This window comes from Novisyntrophococcus fermenticellae, assembly GCF_018866245.1.
GTDB lineage: Bacteria > Bacillota > Clostridia > Lachnospirales > Lachnospiraceae > Novisyntrophococcus > Novisyntrophococcus fermenticellae.
In genome coordinates this window covers 574398-593226 of record NZ_CP076458.1, presented here as the reverse complement: position 1 = coordinate 593226, position 18829 = coordinate 574398, and the positions used below count along the sequence as shown (strand labels likewise).

The window sequence follows — 18829 nt, the reverse complement described above, 5'->3', positions numbered from 1 at the left end:
CTTCGCTTTCTATCTAATCCATGTATCCGCCCTTCATCGGGGATACTGCGTGTTGCGAGTAGAGTTTCAGAACACCGCTTTTGTATTTTGCTTCCTTCGGCTTCCATGTTTTCCTTCGTTCCCCAAGAATCTCCGCAATCTCTTCCTTTGACCTCTCCTTGCCTTTCACACCGATGATGTCCAGTGACCGGGCCGGGATATCAATTCGGATCAAATCATCCTCTTCCACAAGGGCAATCGGTCCTCCCACTGCGGCTTCCGGTGAAACATGTCCGATTGCAGGCCCTTTAGAGGCTCCTGAAAATCTTCCGTCTGTAATCAGGGCGATACTGCGTCCGAGTTCCGGATCAGAGGAAATTGCCTCCGTTGTATAGAACATTTCAGGCATACCGGAGCCTTTCGGTCCTTCATACCGGATAAACACGGCATCTCCCGGTTTGATTTTTCCGGACAGCACAGAAGCGATGGCATCTTCCTCGCAATCAAAAGGTTTGGCTTTCAATACCGCCTGGAACATCTCATGCGGTACGGCAGAGTGTTTCACTACCGATCCTTCAGGTGCCAGATTTCCCCTTAGTACAGCCACGGTTCCTTCTTTTCCGATAGGGTCCTGAAAAGTACGAATTACATCTGTACGCCTGATTCCCCATTTTTCCATATGGCTTTCACACTTCTCATAGTATCCGCTGGCCTTCAGTTCTTCCAGGTTTTCTCCAAGCGTTTTTCCGGTCACCGTCAGCACATCCAGATGAAGCATGGACTTGATTTCCTCCATGACCGCGGGGACCCCTCCTGCATAATAGAAAAACTGTGCAGGCCACTTCCCCGCAGGTCTGATGTCCAGAAGATAATGTGCACCACGATGCATCCGGTCAAATGTATCCGCATCAATCTCCAATCCCAGCTCATGAGCCATAGCCGGAATATGTAACAGAGAGTTAGTGGAACCCGAAATGGCTGCATGCACCATAATCGCATTTTCAAACGATTCCATCGTTACGATATCACTCACCCTGATTCCTTTTTTCACAAGCTCCAGAACCTGTTGTCCTGCCTTGTAGGCTGCCGTCTTCAAATCATCACAGGTAGCCGGCATCAAAGCAGAGCCGGGAAGCATCAGCCCCAAGGCCTCTGCCATAATCTGCATGGTGGAAGCTGTTCCCATAAAAGAGCAGGCACCGCAGGAGGGACAGGCATGATGTTTATAATATGTAAGCTGTTCTTCTGAGATTTCACCTCTCTGGCACATGGCGGAATATGCTCCAATCTGCTCTAATGTCAGAAGATCGGGACCTGCATCCATGACACCTCCGGTAATAACGATGGAAGGCATATTGAGCCTTGCGAGTCCCATCAGACAAGCGGGAACACCCTTGTCACAGCTGGCAATGAATACCCCTCCGTCAAATCCTGTAGAGTTCCCATGTATTTCAATCATATTTGCTATCATATCACGATGGGCCAGAGAATAATTAATCCCATCATGCCCCTGTGCAATTCCATCACAGATATCGGTGGTAAAATACCTGGCTCCTTTGCCTCCTGCATCCGTAATTCCCTTTACTGCCTCATCTACAAGCAGATTCAGATGCGCACTCCCGGGATGGCTGTCTCCAAAAGTGCTCTCTACCATAATCTGCGGCTTTTCCAAATCATCTTCTGTCCACCCCATACCCATCTTTAACGGGTCATTCTCAGGTGCCAGAGCCCTTACATGCTGACTGTTTAATTCCATGTCTTTCCTCCATTACTTTTTATCTGATAAAAAGTATGCAAAAAAACTCTTGCGATACTCTCTTATTTCTTTCCTTACTATATCATTTACAATTTTTGACCGCAAGTTTTTTCAAAGAAACATTGTCCTTTATCAAGTAAACATTAAAAAGGCAATCGGAAAATAGAATATCCGATTGCCTTTCCTTGCTACTTCTCTATAATCAACCCGCTTCTATAGGCCTCCAGAAGCTGGCGTAATTCGTCAATGCGTTCCTTAAGGGCCGCACCCGTATCTGTGTCCCCCACCAACATCCGGCGCGGTGACATCTTGACCATAATCTGATCGGAATGGATGTCCGTCTCTCTGGCTATGGCTTCCTCTGTAGTGCAGAAAGGTTCATGAGCCACCAGCAGCATCCCATAGGAATTATAAATCAACGTGTAGCCTGCGATTCCCGTCTTCTTCTGGTACGCTTTTGAAAATCCCCCGTCGATAACCAGCACCTTTCCTCCACATTTCACGGGACTTTCTCCGGTTTTGTGCAGTACCGGAACGTGCCCGTTAACAATAATTGCATCCTCGCCGAGTCCAAACTCCTTTAACACCTTATTCATGGCCTTCTCATCATTCTGCAGGCGGTAATAGGCATTCTTCTTCTCCGCATGTGTCTCCGGCTCTGCCAGAAAATACCGCTCAAAGGTGGCCATCTTGTCCTTCCCGAACAGGGGGGAATCCGGGTGAATCCAGATATACCAAAGCATATCCTTTCCCTTCTCTTTTTCCACCCTGTCTATGGCAAAAAAAGCTTTACGTACATACTTTTCCAACACATCGTACAAGGCCTTGCCGGAATAAGTCTTGCCATATATATTGGCTTTCTTGAAATTGCCATGCTTATCCATCGGCATACATCCATGATATAACAGGTTATTGTTATATACTTTATAGATATTTCCCTTATTGAGCAAAAGCATCATGTGCCTCTGCAATTTCTCGCATTGCAGAAATGCAGTCTCCAGACGCTCCATCACACCTTGCTCCTCCTCCGTCAGACGATAGGGGTTTTGGAAATCTATGGTCGGAAAAGCGCAATCCAGCAATTGATAAGTTTTACCATACCAGTTTATTGTGCCCTTTTCATAATCAATCTTATCCAGAAGGCGTCTGTCTTCCATATGAAAACTCTTTCTCTTTGCTATCAGCTGTCCTTCCAGTTTAAATTGTATCATCGCAATTGCCTTATGCATCTTCATATTCATGGCAGTCTCGGCTGTGGTGAATGAATGGCTGCCTTTGATGTCAAATCTCTCACAGGGATCATCCTTATAGGCTTCCATAGCAAATGTAGCCAGAGGAAGCAGATTAATGCCATAACCCTCTTCCAGGATATCCAGATTCCCATATCTCGCACTGTTCCGGAGAACCGTGGCAATACAGGCCTGCTGCCCGGCTGCCGCTCCCATCCAGACCACATCATGATTCCCCCACTGGATATCCAAAGAGTGGTAAGTCATAAGTTTATCCATGATGTTGTCAGGAGCCGGCCCCCTGTCATAGATGTCTCCCAGCACATGAAGATGATCTATGACCAGCCGCTGGATCAGCTCGGACAAGGCTATGATAAACTCCTCTGCTCTTCCGATACTGATAATCGTATCAACAATGGAATCATAATACGCTTCCTTGTCCAATACTTCTGATTTCTCTGTGATCAGTTCTTCAATTACATAGGCAAATTCTCCGGGTAAAGCCTTTCGGACTTTGGATCTGGTATATTTTGACGCTACCCTTTTACAGACTTCAATCAGGCGGTACAGGGTAATTCTGTACCAGTCATCCATATGTTTTTCTTTTTTCCTGATTAAGTCAATTTTCTCCCGGGGATAGTAAATTAAGGTAGCAAGCCCTTTCTTCTCAGCAATTCCCAGTGTATGTCCGAATACATCGTCAATCTTTTTTTTCACTGCCCCTGAGCCGTTCTTCAGCACATGGGAAAATGCTTCATATTCTCCATGTAAATCTGTGATAAAGTGTTCCGTCCCCTTGGGGAGATTTAAGATAGACTGCAGATTGATAATCTCTGTGGATGCTTTGGCAATTGACGGATAAAGCTCTGCCAATCGGCTCAGATAACGTAATTCCAATTCCTCATTCATAGAATTTGCTTCCCCCTTCTCCTGGTACACCAATACTTAACTGGTCTTTGCAAAATCAAATAGCGAAATCTGGTTTGACTCCGGAATATCCCCAAATATCCCCATATCATCCATAAGGTCTATGACAGTCTTGCTGACCTTCGTTCTGTTTCTGAAATCATCCTTGGACAGGAAGATACCGTCACGGGCTGCAAGCACCACGGCATCGGCCGCCTTATCCCCCAGACCTTCGATGGTGTCCAGTGCAGGCATCAGTTTATTATCCACAATCTGAAAGCGATGTGCCTGTGCACTGTAAAGATCCACCTGCGCAAATTCAAACCCCCTGGCATACATCTCCTGTACAATCTTCATATCCTTGTAGGTATCCTGTTCTTTCTTGCTTAACGAATCTTTCCGCTTCTCGTAATCATGCATATAATATTCCAGTCTTTCCCGTCCGAGACACATCAGCTCATAGGAAAATGCAGAAGCACGGATGGAAAAGTATGCGGCATAATAGGCCAGCGGATAAAAGATCTTATAGTAAGCAATCCGGTATGCCATCATTACATATGCCGCCGCATGTGCCTTAGGGAACATGTATTTAATCTTTTTACAGGACCAGATATACCAGTCCGGTACCTCGTGTTTTTTCATCTCTGTTTCCCATTCAGGCTTTAATCCCTTGCCTTTACGTACACTTTCCATGATTGTAAAGGATTCTTCACTGTCCAGACCCTTGTTGATCAGATAGATCATGATATCATCACGGGTACAGATTGCGGTAGAAATCGTGGCCTTCCCCTCTTCAATCAAGGTCTGTGCGTTGCCCAGCCATACATCCGTACCGTGCGACAGACCGGATATACGGATTAAATCGGAAAACGATTTGGGCCTGGTATCCAAAAGCATCTGAATTACAAAATCCGTACCAAACTCCGGTATTCCAAGGCATCCCAAAGGACAGCCGCCGATATCCTCCGGCTCGATTTTAAGTGCTTTTGTGCTTTTAAACAGGGACATTACGTCCTGGTTATCAAGCGGTACGTTCTTTGCGTCAAATCCGGTCAGATCCTCCAGCATACGAATCATCGTAGGATCATCATGTCCCAGAATATCCAGCTTCAGCAGGTTTGAATCGATGGAATGATAATCAAAATGAGTAGTAATAATGTCTGTATTATTATCATTTGCAGGATGTTGTACCGGTGTAAAAGAATTGATATCCTCACCAAAGGGCAGTACAATAATCCCCCCCGGATGCTGCCCCGTGGTGCGGCGTATACCGGTACATCCCTTCACAATCCGGTCGATTTCGCAGTTTCGCTTATGGATGCCCCGTTCTTCATAATAGTTTTTTACATAACCAAAGGCCGTTTTTTCTGCCAGTGTACCGATGGTGCCTGCACGGAAGGTCTGCCCTGCACCGAAAATAACTTCCGTGTATTTATGGGCCTTACTTTGGTATTCACCGGAAAAGTTCAGGTCTATATCAGGCTCTTTGTTTCCCTTAAAACCGAGAAATGTTTCAAATGAAATGTCAAATCCCATCTTTTCCAGCTGTGCCCCGCATTTGGGGCATTTCTTATCCGGCATATCGCAGCCTGCCATTCCTGAATAAGCTTTTACCTCCTCTGAGTCAAAATCCACATAATGACATTCGGAGCAGAGATAATGAGGACTTAAGGGATTCACTTCCGTAATTCCGGACATGGTAGCCACAAAAGAGGAACCTACCGAGCCTCGGGAGCCCACCAGATACCCATCTTCGTTGGACTTCCATACCAGCTTCTGTGCGATAATATACATTACGGCATATCCGTTGGATATGATAGAATTAAGTTCCCTTTCCAAACGTGTCTCCACGATTTCCGGCAATGTCTCCCCGTATAGTTCGTGTGCCGTGTTATAACAGATATCTCGAAGATCCTGATCCGAATTCGCTATAACAGGCGGGAATTTCCCGGCTCGTATGGGTGAGATTTTATCCACCATATCTGCAATCTTACGAGGATTGGTAATAACCACCTCTTCTGCTTTTTCGGTGCCCAGATATGAGAACTCTTCCAGCATTTCATCTGTAGTTCTTAAGTAAAGCGGTGCCTGATCGTCCGCATCATCAAAACCTTTTCCGGTCATGATAATTCTTCGGTAAATTTCATCCTGCGGATCTATAAAGTGGACATCACAGGTGGCAATCACCGGTTTTTGAAACTTTTCTCCCAGTTTGACAATTTTCCGGTTAATGTCTTTTAAGTCCTCTTCACTGTTTACAGCTGAAATATCTTCCTTCCTGAGCATAAATGCATTATTCCCCAGGGGCTGAATTTCCAGATAGTCATAAAAGTCCACCAGTCTGGTAATCTCCTGTTCCGGAGCCCCCCGCAAAATTGCCTGGTACAGTTCACCGGCTTCGCAGGCGGACCCGATGATCAGGCCCTCCTGATACTTCAGATACAAGCTTTTTGCAAGCCTTGGCCGCCGGTTATAATACTTCAGATGTGATTCGGATACCAGACGATACAGATTTACCCTTCCGGTTTCCCCCGTAGCCAGAATAATTGCGTGATAGGTGGGCATCTTCCGAATCGTATTTTCAGAGATGCTCCCCCGCTCATTTAGTTCGTCCAGATCTTCAATCCCACGATCTTTCAGCATCTTCACAAAACGCACAAAAATCTCTGCCGTACATGCAGCATCATCCACTGCACGATGATGATTGTCCAGAGGAACACCGACTGCCTTGGCAACCGTATCGAGTTTAAAACGGTTCAGCCCCGGGAGCAAAAAACGTGCCATAGCAACTGTATCCACTGAGGTAAACTCCCTTTGTATTCCCTGCAATTCACAGTTTTGCTCAATAAAGCTCATATCAAATCCGGCATTATGTGCAACCATGACAGCTCCGTCACAAAAATCCATAAATTCCGGAAGTACCGTCTCAATCAGCGGTGCATCGATCACCATACTATCATTGATTCCCGTCAGGTTTTCAATTTTAAATGGAATGGGCGCCTGAGGATTCACGAATGTCGAGAAGCGTTTTGTAATCTGCCCGCCTTCCACACATACCGCACCTATTTCGATAATCTTATCCACAATTGGAGAAAACCCTGTTGTTTCCAGATCAAATACCACATAGGTCTGATCCAGCGACTGATTTTTACTGTTTACCACAATTCCTTTTAAATCATCAACCAGATAAGCCTCCATGCCGTATATAACTTTGAAAGGTGCACTGATTTTCTTCAGATCCTCCTTTGTGGCATCCGGATGTTCTTCCATATATTTTTTCCGGTATTTTCCGTCTATATCTTCCATCGCGTGGTTGGCTTCCGGAAATGCCTGCACGACACCGTGATCGGTGATGGCAATGGCCGGATGTCCCCATTCATAGGCACGCTTTACCAGGACAGCTGCATCGGTAACACCATCCATATCGCTCATCTTGGTATGGCAGTGCAGTTCTGCTCTTTTCACCGGAGCATTATCACTTCTGCCCTCGCGGAAATCCCGGATTTTCTTAATGCCCCACACAGAAGCAATTGTCAGATCCCGGTCAAAGGTATCAATCGCCGTCTTGCCCTTTATTTTTACGAATCCACCTTCCTTTAATTCAGGCTTTATCTCCTGTACCTGCTCATTTTTCACAAAAATCTTCGCAGTGATGGTGTCCGTAAAATCCGTGATCTGAAATATCAGGATCGTTCGTTCATTTCGGATTTCCCGCATGTCAAACGCCTGAATGCACCCACGGATTACAACCTCTCCCATTTCACCTTCTATCGAAGCAATGGTTACACTCTCATCTTCAAAATCTCTTCCATAAATCAAATCCCGATTTGAAGATTTTTTAAGTCTTTTGTCCTGTTGTTCCTCATGAGACCGGGCGTTTGCTCTTCCTCTTGCGGCCTTCTTCTCTTCCCTTTTTTCCAGATGCTCTCCGACCTGCGTACGCTCTACAACACTACGCACCTGCTGACGGATCTTAAGCTCACTCTTTTCCCTGCTATGACTAAGCTCCGGTTTTTTATAACTGGTATGTATTTTCAGATTCAGGCCACACCGCTCACAAAAAATCTTTTCCAGAATCTGCAGGAGTTCTTCCTCCCGTTCGTGTGCAATCACCGAATCCACCAGTTCGAGGTTCATCACCTCTTCCTCCGTAAAGCTTATGGCTGCTGTCTGGAATAAATTACATAAAAAGATACTGTATTCCCGAAGCTCTGTCAGGATACTGCTTTGATAAACCTTCAGCAGGTTTTCCGGTGTATACTGCCTGGAAAGCTGAAATTTCTCAATAATCTTTACCTGAATCTGAACATTCCGGAAAAACTGATTCTTAATTGCCTGCTCCAGAGCAAAAATATGCTTTTTGTGTATCCACTGACTGCTTACAAGATAGACCCGCAGCAAATCCTTCTTTTTCGTAATTCCAACCCGGGATACTTCCATTATTTCTATTAAGTCTTCCAATTCTCCGGTCACCTTAAGACCCGGAAATACTTCTGAAAATTCTTTATTCATATCCGCTTACCAATCATCTCTGTGTTTCCCAGTTCAGCAGTTCTTCTCTCAGGCAGGCTAGCAACTCTGTTTCTCTGACCTTCTTTATAACTTCGCCCTTTTTAATTAAGAGACCTACACCATCGCCCCCTGCGATACCAATGTCTGCTTCCTTAGCCTCTCCAGGTCCATTCACCACACAGCCCATCACTGCAACCTTAAGATCCAGTGGAATGTCCTGAACCATGGACTCCACCTGATCCGCCAAGTGAATTAAATCAATCTGTGTCCGGCCGCAGGTTGGGCATGAAATAATCTCAATCCCCCCTTTGCGAAGTCCGAGGGTTTTTAAAATCCTCTTTGCCGATTTAATCTCCTCTTTCGGATCGCCTGTCAGAGATACCCGGATCGTATCACCGATTCCCTGATACAAAATGATACCCAGTCCAACTGCCGATTTTATATTCCCGGAATATACAGTCCCCGCCTCCGTAATTCCCACATGCAGGGGATGATCCGTCCGCTCGGCAATCAATTCATGTGCTCTGGCACACATCAGAACATCCGAAGACTTAATACTGATAACCAGGTTGTCATAGCCCATACTTTCAATAATTTGAACTTTATCAAGGGCACTTTCTACGATTCCCTCTGCTGTAACCCCATGGTACTTTTCAATCAGCTCCTTTTCCAGTGAGCCGCTGTTGACTCCGACCCGTATGGGAATTCCACGCTCGCCGGCCACATCCACGACAGCCTGAATCCGCTCTTTACTTCCGATATTACCGGGATTGATTCTGATTTTATCAGCCCCATTCTCCATGGCTGCTATTGCAAGTCTATAGTCAAAGTGTATATCAGCTACCAGCGGGATGGTAATCTGCTTTTTAATCTCTCCCAATGCCTTCGCTGCCTTCATATTCGGTACTGCACAGCGGATGATATCACAGCCCGCCTCTGTAAGCTCCCTGATCTGGGCTACGGTGTCCTGTACATCATCCGTCTTTGTATTTGTCATGGACTGAATCAGGACAGGGTTTCCTCCGCCTATCACACGGTCACCTATCTTCACTGTTCTTGTCTGTGTTCTATCCATCCTAATATACCTCCATTTCCATCATAACATAGAAAGAACAGTTTCTCAATAAAAAGCACTTACCATTGCTTTTTCCTGTGTTTTCATTTAAAATAGTCAGAAGAAGAAAAGCTCTCTCCGCTCGAATATATCTCACATTTCCTGCGGCCTCAATATACAGAAAGGGCATAAAGGGTAGTACTATGAGCCAATTTGACTTTGATTTAAACCGTCTGGGCAGCAGTATCAGTAATCTGGTAGATGATGCGATTAATTCCCAAAATTTTAAAGAACTGAACAGGACAATTAACCATACAATTAACAGTACTATAAATCAGGCGATGGAGGGTGTCGGCAAGACGGTCGACTCCTTAAACAGGAATTACCGGAACGGAAATCATCAGCAGGGGTATCCCTATCAGCAAAATTCACAGAGTTCTCCTTTAAGAACACAGCCGCTTCAGAAGCAGACTTCCCCTGCTGTCTATGGTAATTCCCCCGGGGGGGCTGTTTCAGGAAGTATCAAAGCTTTCATAGGATTTACGATGGCTGCTGCCGGTGGGATAGCCACACTTGTGCTCGTTATTCTTGCCGCCTTCGGAATTCTGAATATGGGTACCGTCATAGCCATGGTTCTGGTATTTCTCCTCATGGTGAGCGGATTGCTGCTGGGCTTTTCCGGAACCAGAGTTCTGTCACGGCTGAAGCGTTACAGGCAATACTGCAAAGTAATCGGAAACCAGAGTCTTGTTACGCTTGCGTATCTGGAAAAAGAAACCGGACGTTCCAAAAAGTTCCTGATTCAGGATCTGGAGGATATGAGAAAACGGCGTATGTTCCGCCAGGCACATCTGGATGAACAGCACACCTGCCTGATGTTAACAGATGAAGTCTATCAGCAGTATCTGGAATCCATGAGGGCTCTGAAAGCAAGGCAAAGGGAGGAGCAGTCCATGGCAGATGCCGGATTGACGCCCGAGTTTCGGAAGATTATTCAGGAAAGTGAAGACTATATTACAAAAATTCATCAGGCCAATGAAGAATTGCCCGGAGAGGTTATTTCACAAAGACTGGCGCAGCTGGAGCTTGTTATCACCCGTATCCTGGCAGAGGTAAAGAAACAGCCCCAAAAAGCGAATCAACTGCATCGCTTTATGAATTATTATCTTCCAACTACCTGGAAGTTAATCAATGCCTATCTGGACTTCGAACGGCAGCCGGTTCAGACAGCGAACATCCTCTCTACGAAAAAGGAGATTGAAACTACGCTGGGAACAATTAACAGTGCCTTTGAAAAACTTCTGGATGATCTGTTTCAGGCACAGGCCTGGGATATTTCATCCGATATATCCGTACTTCAGACTATGCTTGCTCAGGAAGGCCTGACCAAAGATAATCTGCACTGAAAAGAAAAGGAGAACATAATATTATGATTGAAGAATCCAAAGATTTTACTCCTACCCTTAGTTTTGGAGAACCTGAAGCCCCTGTTTCCCCACGAGAAGTACAGGTTACCGCAGAAGACATAAACGCTGCTTCTTCCATGGATGATTCCATGCTTTCCGAGGAGGAAAAACAGACAGTAGCGGTATTTGTGGATAAAATTGACCTCCGCAACGCCAAGGGAATCCTCGAATTTGGTGCCGGAACACAGAAAAAAATGGCAGATTTTTCGGAGCGTACACTTGAAAATGTCCGTAGTAAGGACATGGGGGAAATCGGAGATCTGCTTTCTTCTGTGGTTACAGAAGTCCAAAGCTTTGATGAAGAAGAGGAAAAGGGTCTCTTCGGTTTTTTTAAGAAGTCTTCCAATAAATTAAATGCAATGAAGAACAAGTATGAAAAAGCAGAAGTCAGCATCAACAAACTCTGTCAGTCTCTGGAAGGGCATCAGATTACTCTTTTAAAGGATGTTGCCGTCCTTGATAAAATGTATGAAATGAATCTGGCCTATTACAAGGAATTGACCATGTATATTCTGGCAGGAAAAAAGAAATTAAATCAGGTCCGTGAAACAGAGCTTCCACAGCTTACCGCCAAGGCCACGGCCAGCGGTTTGCCCGAGGATGCCCAGGCTGCAAGGGATCTCGATGAACTTTGCACCCGCTTTGAAAAGAAGATTCATGATTTGGATCTGACCCGTACCATTTCCATGCAGACGGCTCCCCAGATACGTATGATTCAAAATAATGACACACAGATGGCGGAAAAGATTCAATCCACCATCGTAAACACTATCCCACTCTGGAAAAACCAGATGGTCATTACTCTGGGCATCCAGCATTCCACCCAGGCCGCCGAAGCCCAGCGGAAAGTAACCGATGCTACCAATGAGTTGTTAAAGAAGAATGCAGAATCGCTTAAGACCGCAACCATAGAAACCGCTAAGGCAAATGAACGGGGAATCGTAGATATTGAAACGCTCAAGCAGACCAACCAAAGTCTTATCTCCACTCTGGATGAAGTATTAAAAATCCAGCAGGAAGGCCGCCGGAAACGTGCAGCGGCTGAAACCGAACTGCGGACGATGGAAAAAGATTTAAAAAATAAGCTTTTAAGCATGAACGCAGAATCATAACAGCTTCGGGCAAAATCCGGTCAATGGACATTGGTCACATTTTGCCTTTCGTGAAGTGCAGATTTCTCTTCCCAGATAAATCAGCTGGAAATTGATTCTGTTCCAATGTTCTACGGGAAGTACCTTTTGCAATTCCAGCTCCACCTGCTGTGGGTTTTTACCCATCGCCCATCCCAGCCGTCTGGAAATCCGGAACACATGGGTATCCACGGTAATGCCGGGAATTCCATGGGCATCTGCAAGATATAAGGTGCCCGTCTTCCGGCCTACTCCTGCCAGTTTCAGTACCTCTTCCAGAGTGTTCGGGACCTGCCCTGCATACTCTGTCACAATCTGCTGACAACACTTTTTAATATTTCTGGCTTTGTTCTTATAAATTCCGACAGATTTTATGTAGCTCTCAATTTCCGGGACCGGGGCCTCCGCCATATCCTCCACATGTGCAAATCTCTGAAAGAGTGCAGGGAGTACCTCATCCACCTGTTTATCCGTACTCTGAGCACTTAACATGATGGCCACCAGAAGCTGCCATGACTCCTGATGGTAGAAACCAGCTTTATTCACTCCATAGCGTTCGTCCAGCGTTTCTAATATCATCTTCAGATTTTCCTGTCTTTGTTTCTTTGTTAAGCGTGGCATGAACTCACCCCTTCTTCTCTTCAAATAAATCATAATAAAAAATGTATTGCTGCAGAACGCCTTCATATCCCTGATAACGCTCCATCGGAAATCCTTTCGGATAATGCCTCTCCAGAGCCTGTCTGATATGCGTATCCACCGGAAATGCCTGCAGCTTTTGCAGTGCAAACAGACAGATACAGTCCGCCACCTTCGTACCGATTCCATAGAGCTTCATCAGTTCTGTCCTGGCCGCTTCATATTCCATGCACGCCACCTTTTCCAGACTCACCTCTCCGGAGCATATACTTTGTGCTGTGCGAATCACATATTTGCTTCTGTAACCCAGATTACATGCCTTCAACTCCTCATCTGTTGCTCCTGCCAGAACCTTGAATCCCGGAAATCCGTAGTATACCGTACCTTCACTGCTTGACCTCTCCTCTCCGTACTGGCGGCATATATGATCGATGCACCTTCTGATACGGACAATATGGTTCTGCTGGGATATTAAAAATGTAACAATCATTTCCCAGAGATCCTGTTTTAAAATCCGGATTCCATTTCCATAAGCAGCAGCCTGCCTCAGATAATCATCTTTTTCATCTATACCTTCTATGTAGAATGCATAATTCCGCCCTAAGTCAAAATAATCGAACCAGAAGCTCTGAAATTCTTCTTCTGAACAGTGGAAGTTACAGGTGCCCTGGTTCTGTTCAAGAAAAAGATAATGATTCCCGGCTATGACTTCATAGCAGTTATCTCTTACTTTCATCATACGGAAACACTGCCCGGAATTACAAATTTGTTCCGCATTAAAATTCTGTAGTTCTAATATTATCATAATTTCTCCTGATACAGTGGTAATTTATCTACTTGCACATATTAATCTCTACTTAAAAACACCACTTTTTGCATAATTCTATCATACTCGAATATATTTTACAATCATGAGGTTTAATTTCAGCTTTGATTTCGTCAATGCTAAACGTTGACAAGCTTCTTTGCCAAAGGTATAATTGAGTAAAAATAGTAATGGTGCATACTCAAAATCAGAAAAGATGGAGTGTATGAGAATAGGGAATCAGGTTCGAATCCTGAGCAGTCCTGCTGCCGTATTGACTGAGTTAATTTTCTAGTTTCGTTTCAATGAAGCACCCACTGGATTATCCATCCGGGAAGGGGAGAATTAACGTAAAAGTCTAAGCCGGAAGACCTGCCTTACTGGAGTGGTTTTTTCCACAGCATATTGCCTTCACAGTGTATGGGGCGTATGAATTTATTCCAATTCATATAGACAGCTCCCGCAAATTGGAGCTGTCTTTTTATGTAAAAGTGCAAAGGGAGCTGTCCGTGGCAGATTCTCTGCGTTACTATTTTTAATAGTGTATATTTCATTAAAAGAAAACGGAGGATATTTTTGTGAAAAAGAAATGGACAACAGGCTTTTTGCTTATGGCAATGATACTTTCTTTGCTTACAGGATGTGGGCAGAAGGCGGAGGAAGTAAAAAAAGATGATACAAAGGAAGCAAGCACGCAGGCTGATGAGTCGAAAGGAGCACAGCAGTCAAAGTATGATGGAATTACAGAAGACCGTTTGGGGAATCCGATTACGCTTCCGGATACGATTGAAAAGGTGCTGGTAGCCGGACCTTCCAATGCCGAGATTCTGGTTGGGCTGGGGTATGGGGATAAGATCGTTGCGGCAGATGTCTACAGTAAGAATGTAGAAGGCTTGCCCGACGGGATTGCCATGTTCGACATGACAGCACCGGATGTTGAATCGATTTTAGCAGTCAAGCCTGATGTAATCTTTGCCACAGCCATGGTGCAGACAGCCGGCGATGATGTATATAAACCATTTCGTGATGCAGGAATCTGTGTAATTTATATTCCTTCCAGCAATAGTATCGCAGAGATCAAAGAGGATATCCGTTATATAGCAGCAGTTATGGGAGATGTGTCAAAGAGTGATCCGGTGATTCAGGAGATGGAATCAGAAATCTCAGCCATTCAGGAAATTGGTAAGACCATAACTGACAAGAAAAAAGTATATTTTGAGATTGCCGCAGCCCCTGACATGTACAGCTTTGGCGAAGGTGTATTCTTAAATGAAATGATTGAGATTATCGGTGCCGAAAATATTTTAGAAGACCAGAAGGAATGGATGAGTGTATCCGCTGAAAGTATTTTAGAAAGTAATCCGGATGTTATCCTGACAAGTGTCAATTACATAGATGATCCGGTCAGTGAAATCAAGTCCCGGCCAGGTTGGGAAACTCTGACAGCTGTAAAAGAAAACGCCGTATACTATATCGATACCGATGCCAGCAATAACCCCAGCCAGCACATCGTAAAAGCATTAAAGGAAATGGCAAAAGCTGTTTACCCGGACAAATATTGATGAAAAGGAAAATTATCATAACGATTGCCGTCAGCATTCTCGTAATATTATTTGCCGTCGGCCTTGGCAGTGTCTATGTATCTCCTGTGGACATTTTGTCTATTATCGGGCATAAAGTGTCCGGCAGCAGCCTTCCTGAGCGTATCGCAGATACGAAGGTGTCCATTATCTGGAATCTTCGTCTGCCGCGGACACTTCTGGCATTTGTAGTGGGCGGAATGCTTTCTGTAAGTGGGGCGATTATGCAGTCTGTATTGAAGAATCCACTGGCCTCTTCATATACGTTGGGTGTTTCTGCCGGAGCCAGTCTGGGAGCCGGATTTGTTTTCCTGTTTGGTTTCTTCCTTCCATTTATAGGTGTTCTTTCTCTGCCGGTCATGGGGTTTGTGTTCGGTCTGGGAACGATACTGGTGGTAATTGCATTCGCATCCAGAATTGGCGGTGGGTTGGAAAACAATACAATTATCCTAAGCGGAATGGTAATTTCACTGTTTGCCAATGCGATTGTAACCTTAATGTCAGCTCTTGAAAGGGAACATATGCAGCGGTTAATTTACTGGCAGATGGGAAGCTTTTCACTGAAGGATTGGAGTACCGTACTTATCCTTCTGCCCGTCTGCTTGATTGGGACCTTGTGGATGCTGCACTATAACCGGGAGTTAGATATGCTGACATTCGGGGAAGATCAGGCCAGAGCTATGGGCGTGGATACGAAGAAAGTGAAATGGGTTCTGTTGATTACGGCGGCGGCGATGACGGGAAGTGCAATTTCTTTTGTTGGCGTAATCGGGTTCGTGGATCTTGTCGCGCCTCATATAGTGCGTAAGGTATTTGGCTCGGCGCACCGGTATGTAGTTCCCATGTCGGCTGTCTGGGGCGGAACCTTTATGGTAATCTGTGATCTGGCATCCCGGACCATAGTTCCGCAGCAGGAAATTCCGGTAGGCGCAGTGACTGCTTTGATTGGCGCACCGTTCTTTGCTTATATTTATTTCAGCAAAAGAGAACGGAGATAAGGGTAAGGTACAGATATGTTGATGGTAGAGAATGTAACAACGGGATATGGAAAAGTTGATGTGGTCAGGGATATTTCATTCCGGATCGGCAGCAACGAAAATCTTTGCATTATTGGACCGAACGGATGCGGCAAGACGACTCTTTTAAAAGCAATTGCTAATATACTTCCCTTTCGGGGAAGCATCTGTCTGGATGGTATTCCCGTACAGGAGATGAAAAGCAGTGACCTTGCCAGGAAAATCGCGATTATGAGTCAGACCTCGTCGATATCATTTCCTTACACTGTTTTTGAGACGGTGATGATGGGTCGTTATACGCATATGGCAAACGGGCTTTTCAAGACACCCGGCAGCAAGGATAAAGCATATGTGATGCAATGCCTTGAAAGGGTGGATTTACTGGATGTCAGAAACAAAGAAATTACAAAGCTCTCCGGCGGACAGCTTCAGCGTGTCTTTCTTGCCCGCACCCTGGCGCAGGAACCAGAAGTAATCCTGCTCGATGAACCCACCAATCATCTGGATTTGAAATACCAGATTGAGTTAATTGAATATCTGCGTGAGTGGTCTGAAAAAGACAACCATTCGGTAGTCGGGGTTCTGCATGATATTAATCTGGCCATGCGGCTTTCGGACAATCTGATGATTATGAAAGATGGACAATCCGTAGCTGCGGGAAAAGCAGAACAGATTGTCACCGGCTCACTACTGAAGAAGGTGTACGATATCGATGTCGCCGGATATTTCAGAACCTCATTAAAGCGCTGGGAAAATGCATTTCAATAATTCTTTCATAGCAGTAATGAAATAACCGGAACCGTCACAAGTGAGAATATGGTTGTAAATGCAATAAGATGGTTTCCCTCTGCTCCTCTGCCCCCATACTCCTGCGCAAGCATCCCCGCAATGCTTGCACAGGGCATGGATACACATAACATAAAGATTCCCAATACCTCTTTTGCGACCGGAAGCTGTCTTGCTGTTAATACACAAATAAACGGAATAATCAGCATCTTCACAATCATAAATTCATAACGCTGTCTGTTTAAAAAAAGTTCTCTGAAACTCATCTTTGCCACAGATGCTCCTATGATGAGCATGGACAGGGGGATAGATGCATCTCCCATATATTTACAGGCATCTTTTATCGGTTCTGCCACCGGTATCTGAAAGATAAAGATTGTCAGGCTGACCAGACAGGCCAGAAATCCCATATTGAAAATATTTTTCCAGGAGTAGTCTGCCTCCTTATCCGATGATTTGGATGCCAGATAAATTCCCAATGTATATGCAAGAATATTGAAAACCAGTATGTAAAATACCAGATAGATGATGTACTTCTCACCATAAATTCCCCTCACAAGAGGAATTCCTATAAAGCCAACATTACTGAAAATCATCATCAGTTGATAAAATCTGGCCTGTTTCATCTCAAACCGGCGCAGCTTGACATATAAATAGCTTAAGACGATCAGAAGAATATACATCAATAAAACAAGAAGTAAATTCTCCGTTATCTGCGTATCTTCCTCGATATTTGCTCCAAGGACTCCTGAAATAATGATCATCGGATTTAATATGTTTACAATCAACGTTGTAATCTTACGACAACCCGGATCATCCAGGATTCCTTTCCTGTAACTGACGATGCCAATCACAACCATAATAAATAATACAGACATACGTTGCAATAAAATAATGCTGTCCACTTATCTTCCTCCCATTATCATCTGACAGAAATATCGGTGATGTCCATATTACCCTCTGCAATCGCCTTCACCTGTTCCCATATCTGCTCATTTACTTGAATTCCTTTTTCCATGCTTTCCTTTCGCACCTGAATGGTACGCTCACCCGGACAGCTTACCTTCCTCCCTGCCTCCTCAGGATGAGAACTGTCGGCAGCTGCCACTCTTTTATCTAGCATTGCCTGTATTTCATCTCTGCTCCCGAATAGATACGGGTCATAGGCTATGAAAATCTGACAGCATCCGGTACAACTGCCCTGGTTTTCCTCATCCAGGTCCGTTCCGCTTTTTCCATTGGCCATAAGTGCTGCTGCCAAATCAAGAACGATGGCCATTCCACTTCCCTTCCAATAACCGGTTGGGAGAATTCTCTTACTGTCTTCGATTGCTCCCGGATCCGAAGTTAAATGTCCGTCTTTATCAAAACCTCCGGGATAAGGTAATTCTTTCCCTGCGAGTCTGTACACGCCCAATTTCCCATATGCATACTGGCTCATAGCCATATCCAGGACTATTGGCCCATTTTCACGGGGAATAGCCACACAGAATGGATTATTGCCGACTCCCGGTTCATCACTTCCCCACAAGGGCATACAACTTTCCGTATTTGTCCAGCATATCCCCATGTATCCGGCTTCTGCCATCCGCCACGCATAAGTCCCACCCCGCATCCAGTGGGTTGTATTCTTCAATGTAACGCAGCCAATTCCATGGATTTTAGCCAGTTCAACAGCCCTGTCGGAACAATAAATTGCATTTGTAATACCAATTCCCAAGTGTCCGTCATAATTTTCTACTGCACCTTTTGCCTGTACGAGCTGCGGCTTTGCCTTTGGGTCAACCCACCCCTTTTGGACATATTCCACAAAACGGGGAACCCGGTTCAAGCCATGGCTTTCGATCCCATCCGCACTGGATGCGGCATGTGTCTTTGCACAGACTTCGGCCGCTTCTTCATTCAGGCCTGCATGCAGCAACGCCTTTTTTATGGTTTCCTTTAAAACCTCATGCTCTATACGCATATGCA

At 45.0% G+C, this 18829-nt stretch carries 13 protein-coding genes and 1 riboswitch; of the genes, 5 read left to right on the top strand and 8 right to left on the bottom strand.

Annotated features, from left to right (window positions below; genetic code table 11):
- Window positions 1-13: 13 nt before the first annotated feature.
- From ilvD to ispG, 4 genes are all read right to left on the bottom strand, one after another.
- Window positions 14-1735 carry a dihydroxy-acid dehydratase gene (gene ilvD / locus KNL20_RS02730; protein WP_230399123.1) on the bottom strand — a complete coding sequence of 574 codons (1722 nt, stop codon included), beginning with the start codon at window positions 1733-1735 and terminating at the stop codon, window positions 14-16.
- 188 nt (window positions 1736-1923) lie between these two features.
- Window positions 1924-3873, bottom strand: coding sequence for a fructose-1,6-bisphosphatase (locus tag KNL20_RS02725; RefSeq protein ID WP_230399122.1), 1950 nt, complete (start codon window positions 3871-3873; stop codon window positions 1924-1926).
- A gap of 36 nt (window positions 3874-3909) precedes the next feature.
- Complete coding sequence (locus tag KNL20_RS02720) at window positions 3910-8382, bottom strand: PolC-type DNA polymerase III (RefSeq protein ID WP_230399121.1); 4473 nt, start codon at window positions 8380-8382, stop codon at window positions 3910-3912.
- A gap of 13 nt (window positions 8383-8395) precedes the next feature.
- Window positions 8396-9457, bottom strand: coding sequence for a flavodoxin-dependent (E)-4-hydroxy-3-methylbut-2-enyl-diphosphate synthase (gene ispG, locus KNL20_RS02715; RefSeq protein WP_230399120.1), 1062 nt, complete (start codon window positions 9455-9457; stop codon window positions 8396-8398).
- A 182-nt stretch (window positions 9458-9639) separates the two neighbouring features.
- Here ispG and KNL20_RS02710 point away from each other — a divergent pair, with 182 nt between their 5' ends.
- A complete protein-coding gene (locus KNL20_RS02710; RefSeq protein ID WP_230399119.1) occupies window positions 9640-10842 on the top strand; it encodes a 5-bromo-4-chloroindolyl phosphate hydrolysis family protein in 1203 nt (400 codons plus the stop codon).
- A 23-nt stretch (window positions 10843-10865) separates the two neighbouring features.
- A complete protein-coding gene (locus KNL20_RS02705; protein ID WP_230399118.1) occupies window positions 10866-12014 on the top strand; it encodes a toxic anion resistance protein in 1149 nt (382 codons plus the stop codon).
- On the opposite strand, the gene nth is transcribed toward KNL20_RS02705, so the two are convergent.
- The gene (gene nth / locus KNL20_RS02700; RefSeq protein ID WP_230399117.1) at window positions 12009-12653 is read right to left on the bottom strand and encodes an endonuclease III; all 645 of its coding nucleotides are present in this window, start codon (window positions 12651-12653) and stop codon (window positions 12009-12011) included. The genes KNL20_RS02705 and nth overlap by 6 nt on opposite strands.
- Before the next feature lie 4 nt (window positions 12654-12657).
- The gene (locus KNL20_RS02695; protein WP_230399116.1) at window positions 12658-13476 is read right to left on the bottom strand and encodes a DNA-3-methyladenine glycosylase family protein; all 819 of its coding nucleotides are present in this window, start codon (window positions 13474-13476) and stop codon (window positions 12658-12660) included.
- Between the two features lie 174 nt (window positions 13477-13650).
- Window positions 13651-13870, top strand: a riboswitch (cobalamin riboswitch).
- 184 nt (window positions 13871-14054) lie between these two features.
- On the opposite strand from KNL20_RS02695, the gene KNL20_RS02690 reads away from it, so the two are divergent.
- Genes KNL20_RS02690 through KNL20_RS02680 form a run of 3 tightly spaced genes read left to right on the top strand, consistent with a single transcriptional unit; the run spans window position 14055 to window position 16840 of the window.
- On the top strand, window positions 14055-15038 hold the full coding sequence (locus KNL20_RS02690; protein ID WP_230399115.1) for an ABC transporter substrate-binding protein: 984 nt from the start codon (window positions 14055-14057) through the stop codon (window positions 15036-15038).
- Window positions 15038-16054, top strand: a complete 1017-nt coding sequence (locus tag KNL20_RS02685) for a FecCD family ABC transporter permease (RefSeq protein WP_230399114.1) — start codon at window positions 15038-15040, stop codon at window positions 16052-16054. The genes KNL20_RS02690 and KNL20_RS02685 overlap by 1 nt, the downstream gene beginning before the upstream one ends.
- Window positions 16055-16069: 15 nt before the next feature.
- On the top strand, window positions 16070-16840 hold the full coding sequence (locus KNL20_RS02680; protein ID WP_230399113.1) for an ABC transporter ATP-binding protein: 771 nt from the start codon (window positions 16070-16072) through the stop codon (window positions 16838-16840).
- 5 nt (window positions 16841-16845) lie between these two features.
- Here KNL20_RS02680 and KNL20_RS02675 read toward each other — a convergent pair whose 3' ends face one another.
- Together KNL20_RS02675 and yiaK are read right to left on the bottom strand one after the other, a co-directional pair.
- Window positions 16846-17763 (bottom strand): AEC family transporter, encoded by a 918-nt coding sequence (locus tag KNL20_RS02675; protein WP_230399112.1) that lies wholly within the window; start codon window positions 17761-17763, stop codon window positions 16846-16848.
- Between the two features lie 17 nt (window positions 17764-17780).
- Window positions 17781-18824, bottom strand: coding sequence for a 3-dehydro-L-gulonate 2-dehydrogenase (yiaK, locus tag KNL20_RS02670; RefSeq protein ID WP_331468284.1), 1044 nt, complete (start codon window positions 18822-18824; stop codon window positions 17781-17783).
- Window positions 18825-18829: the final 5 nt, after the last annotated feature.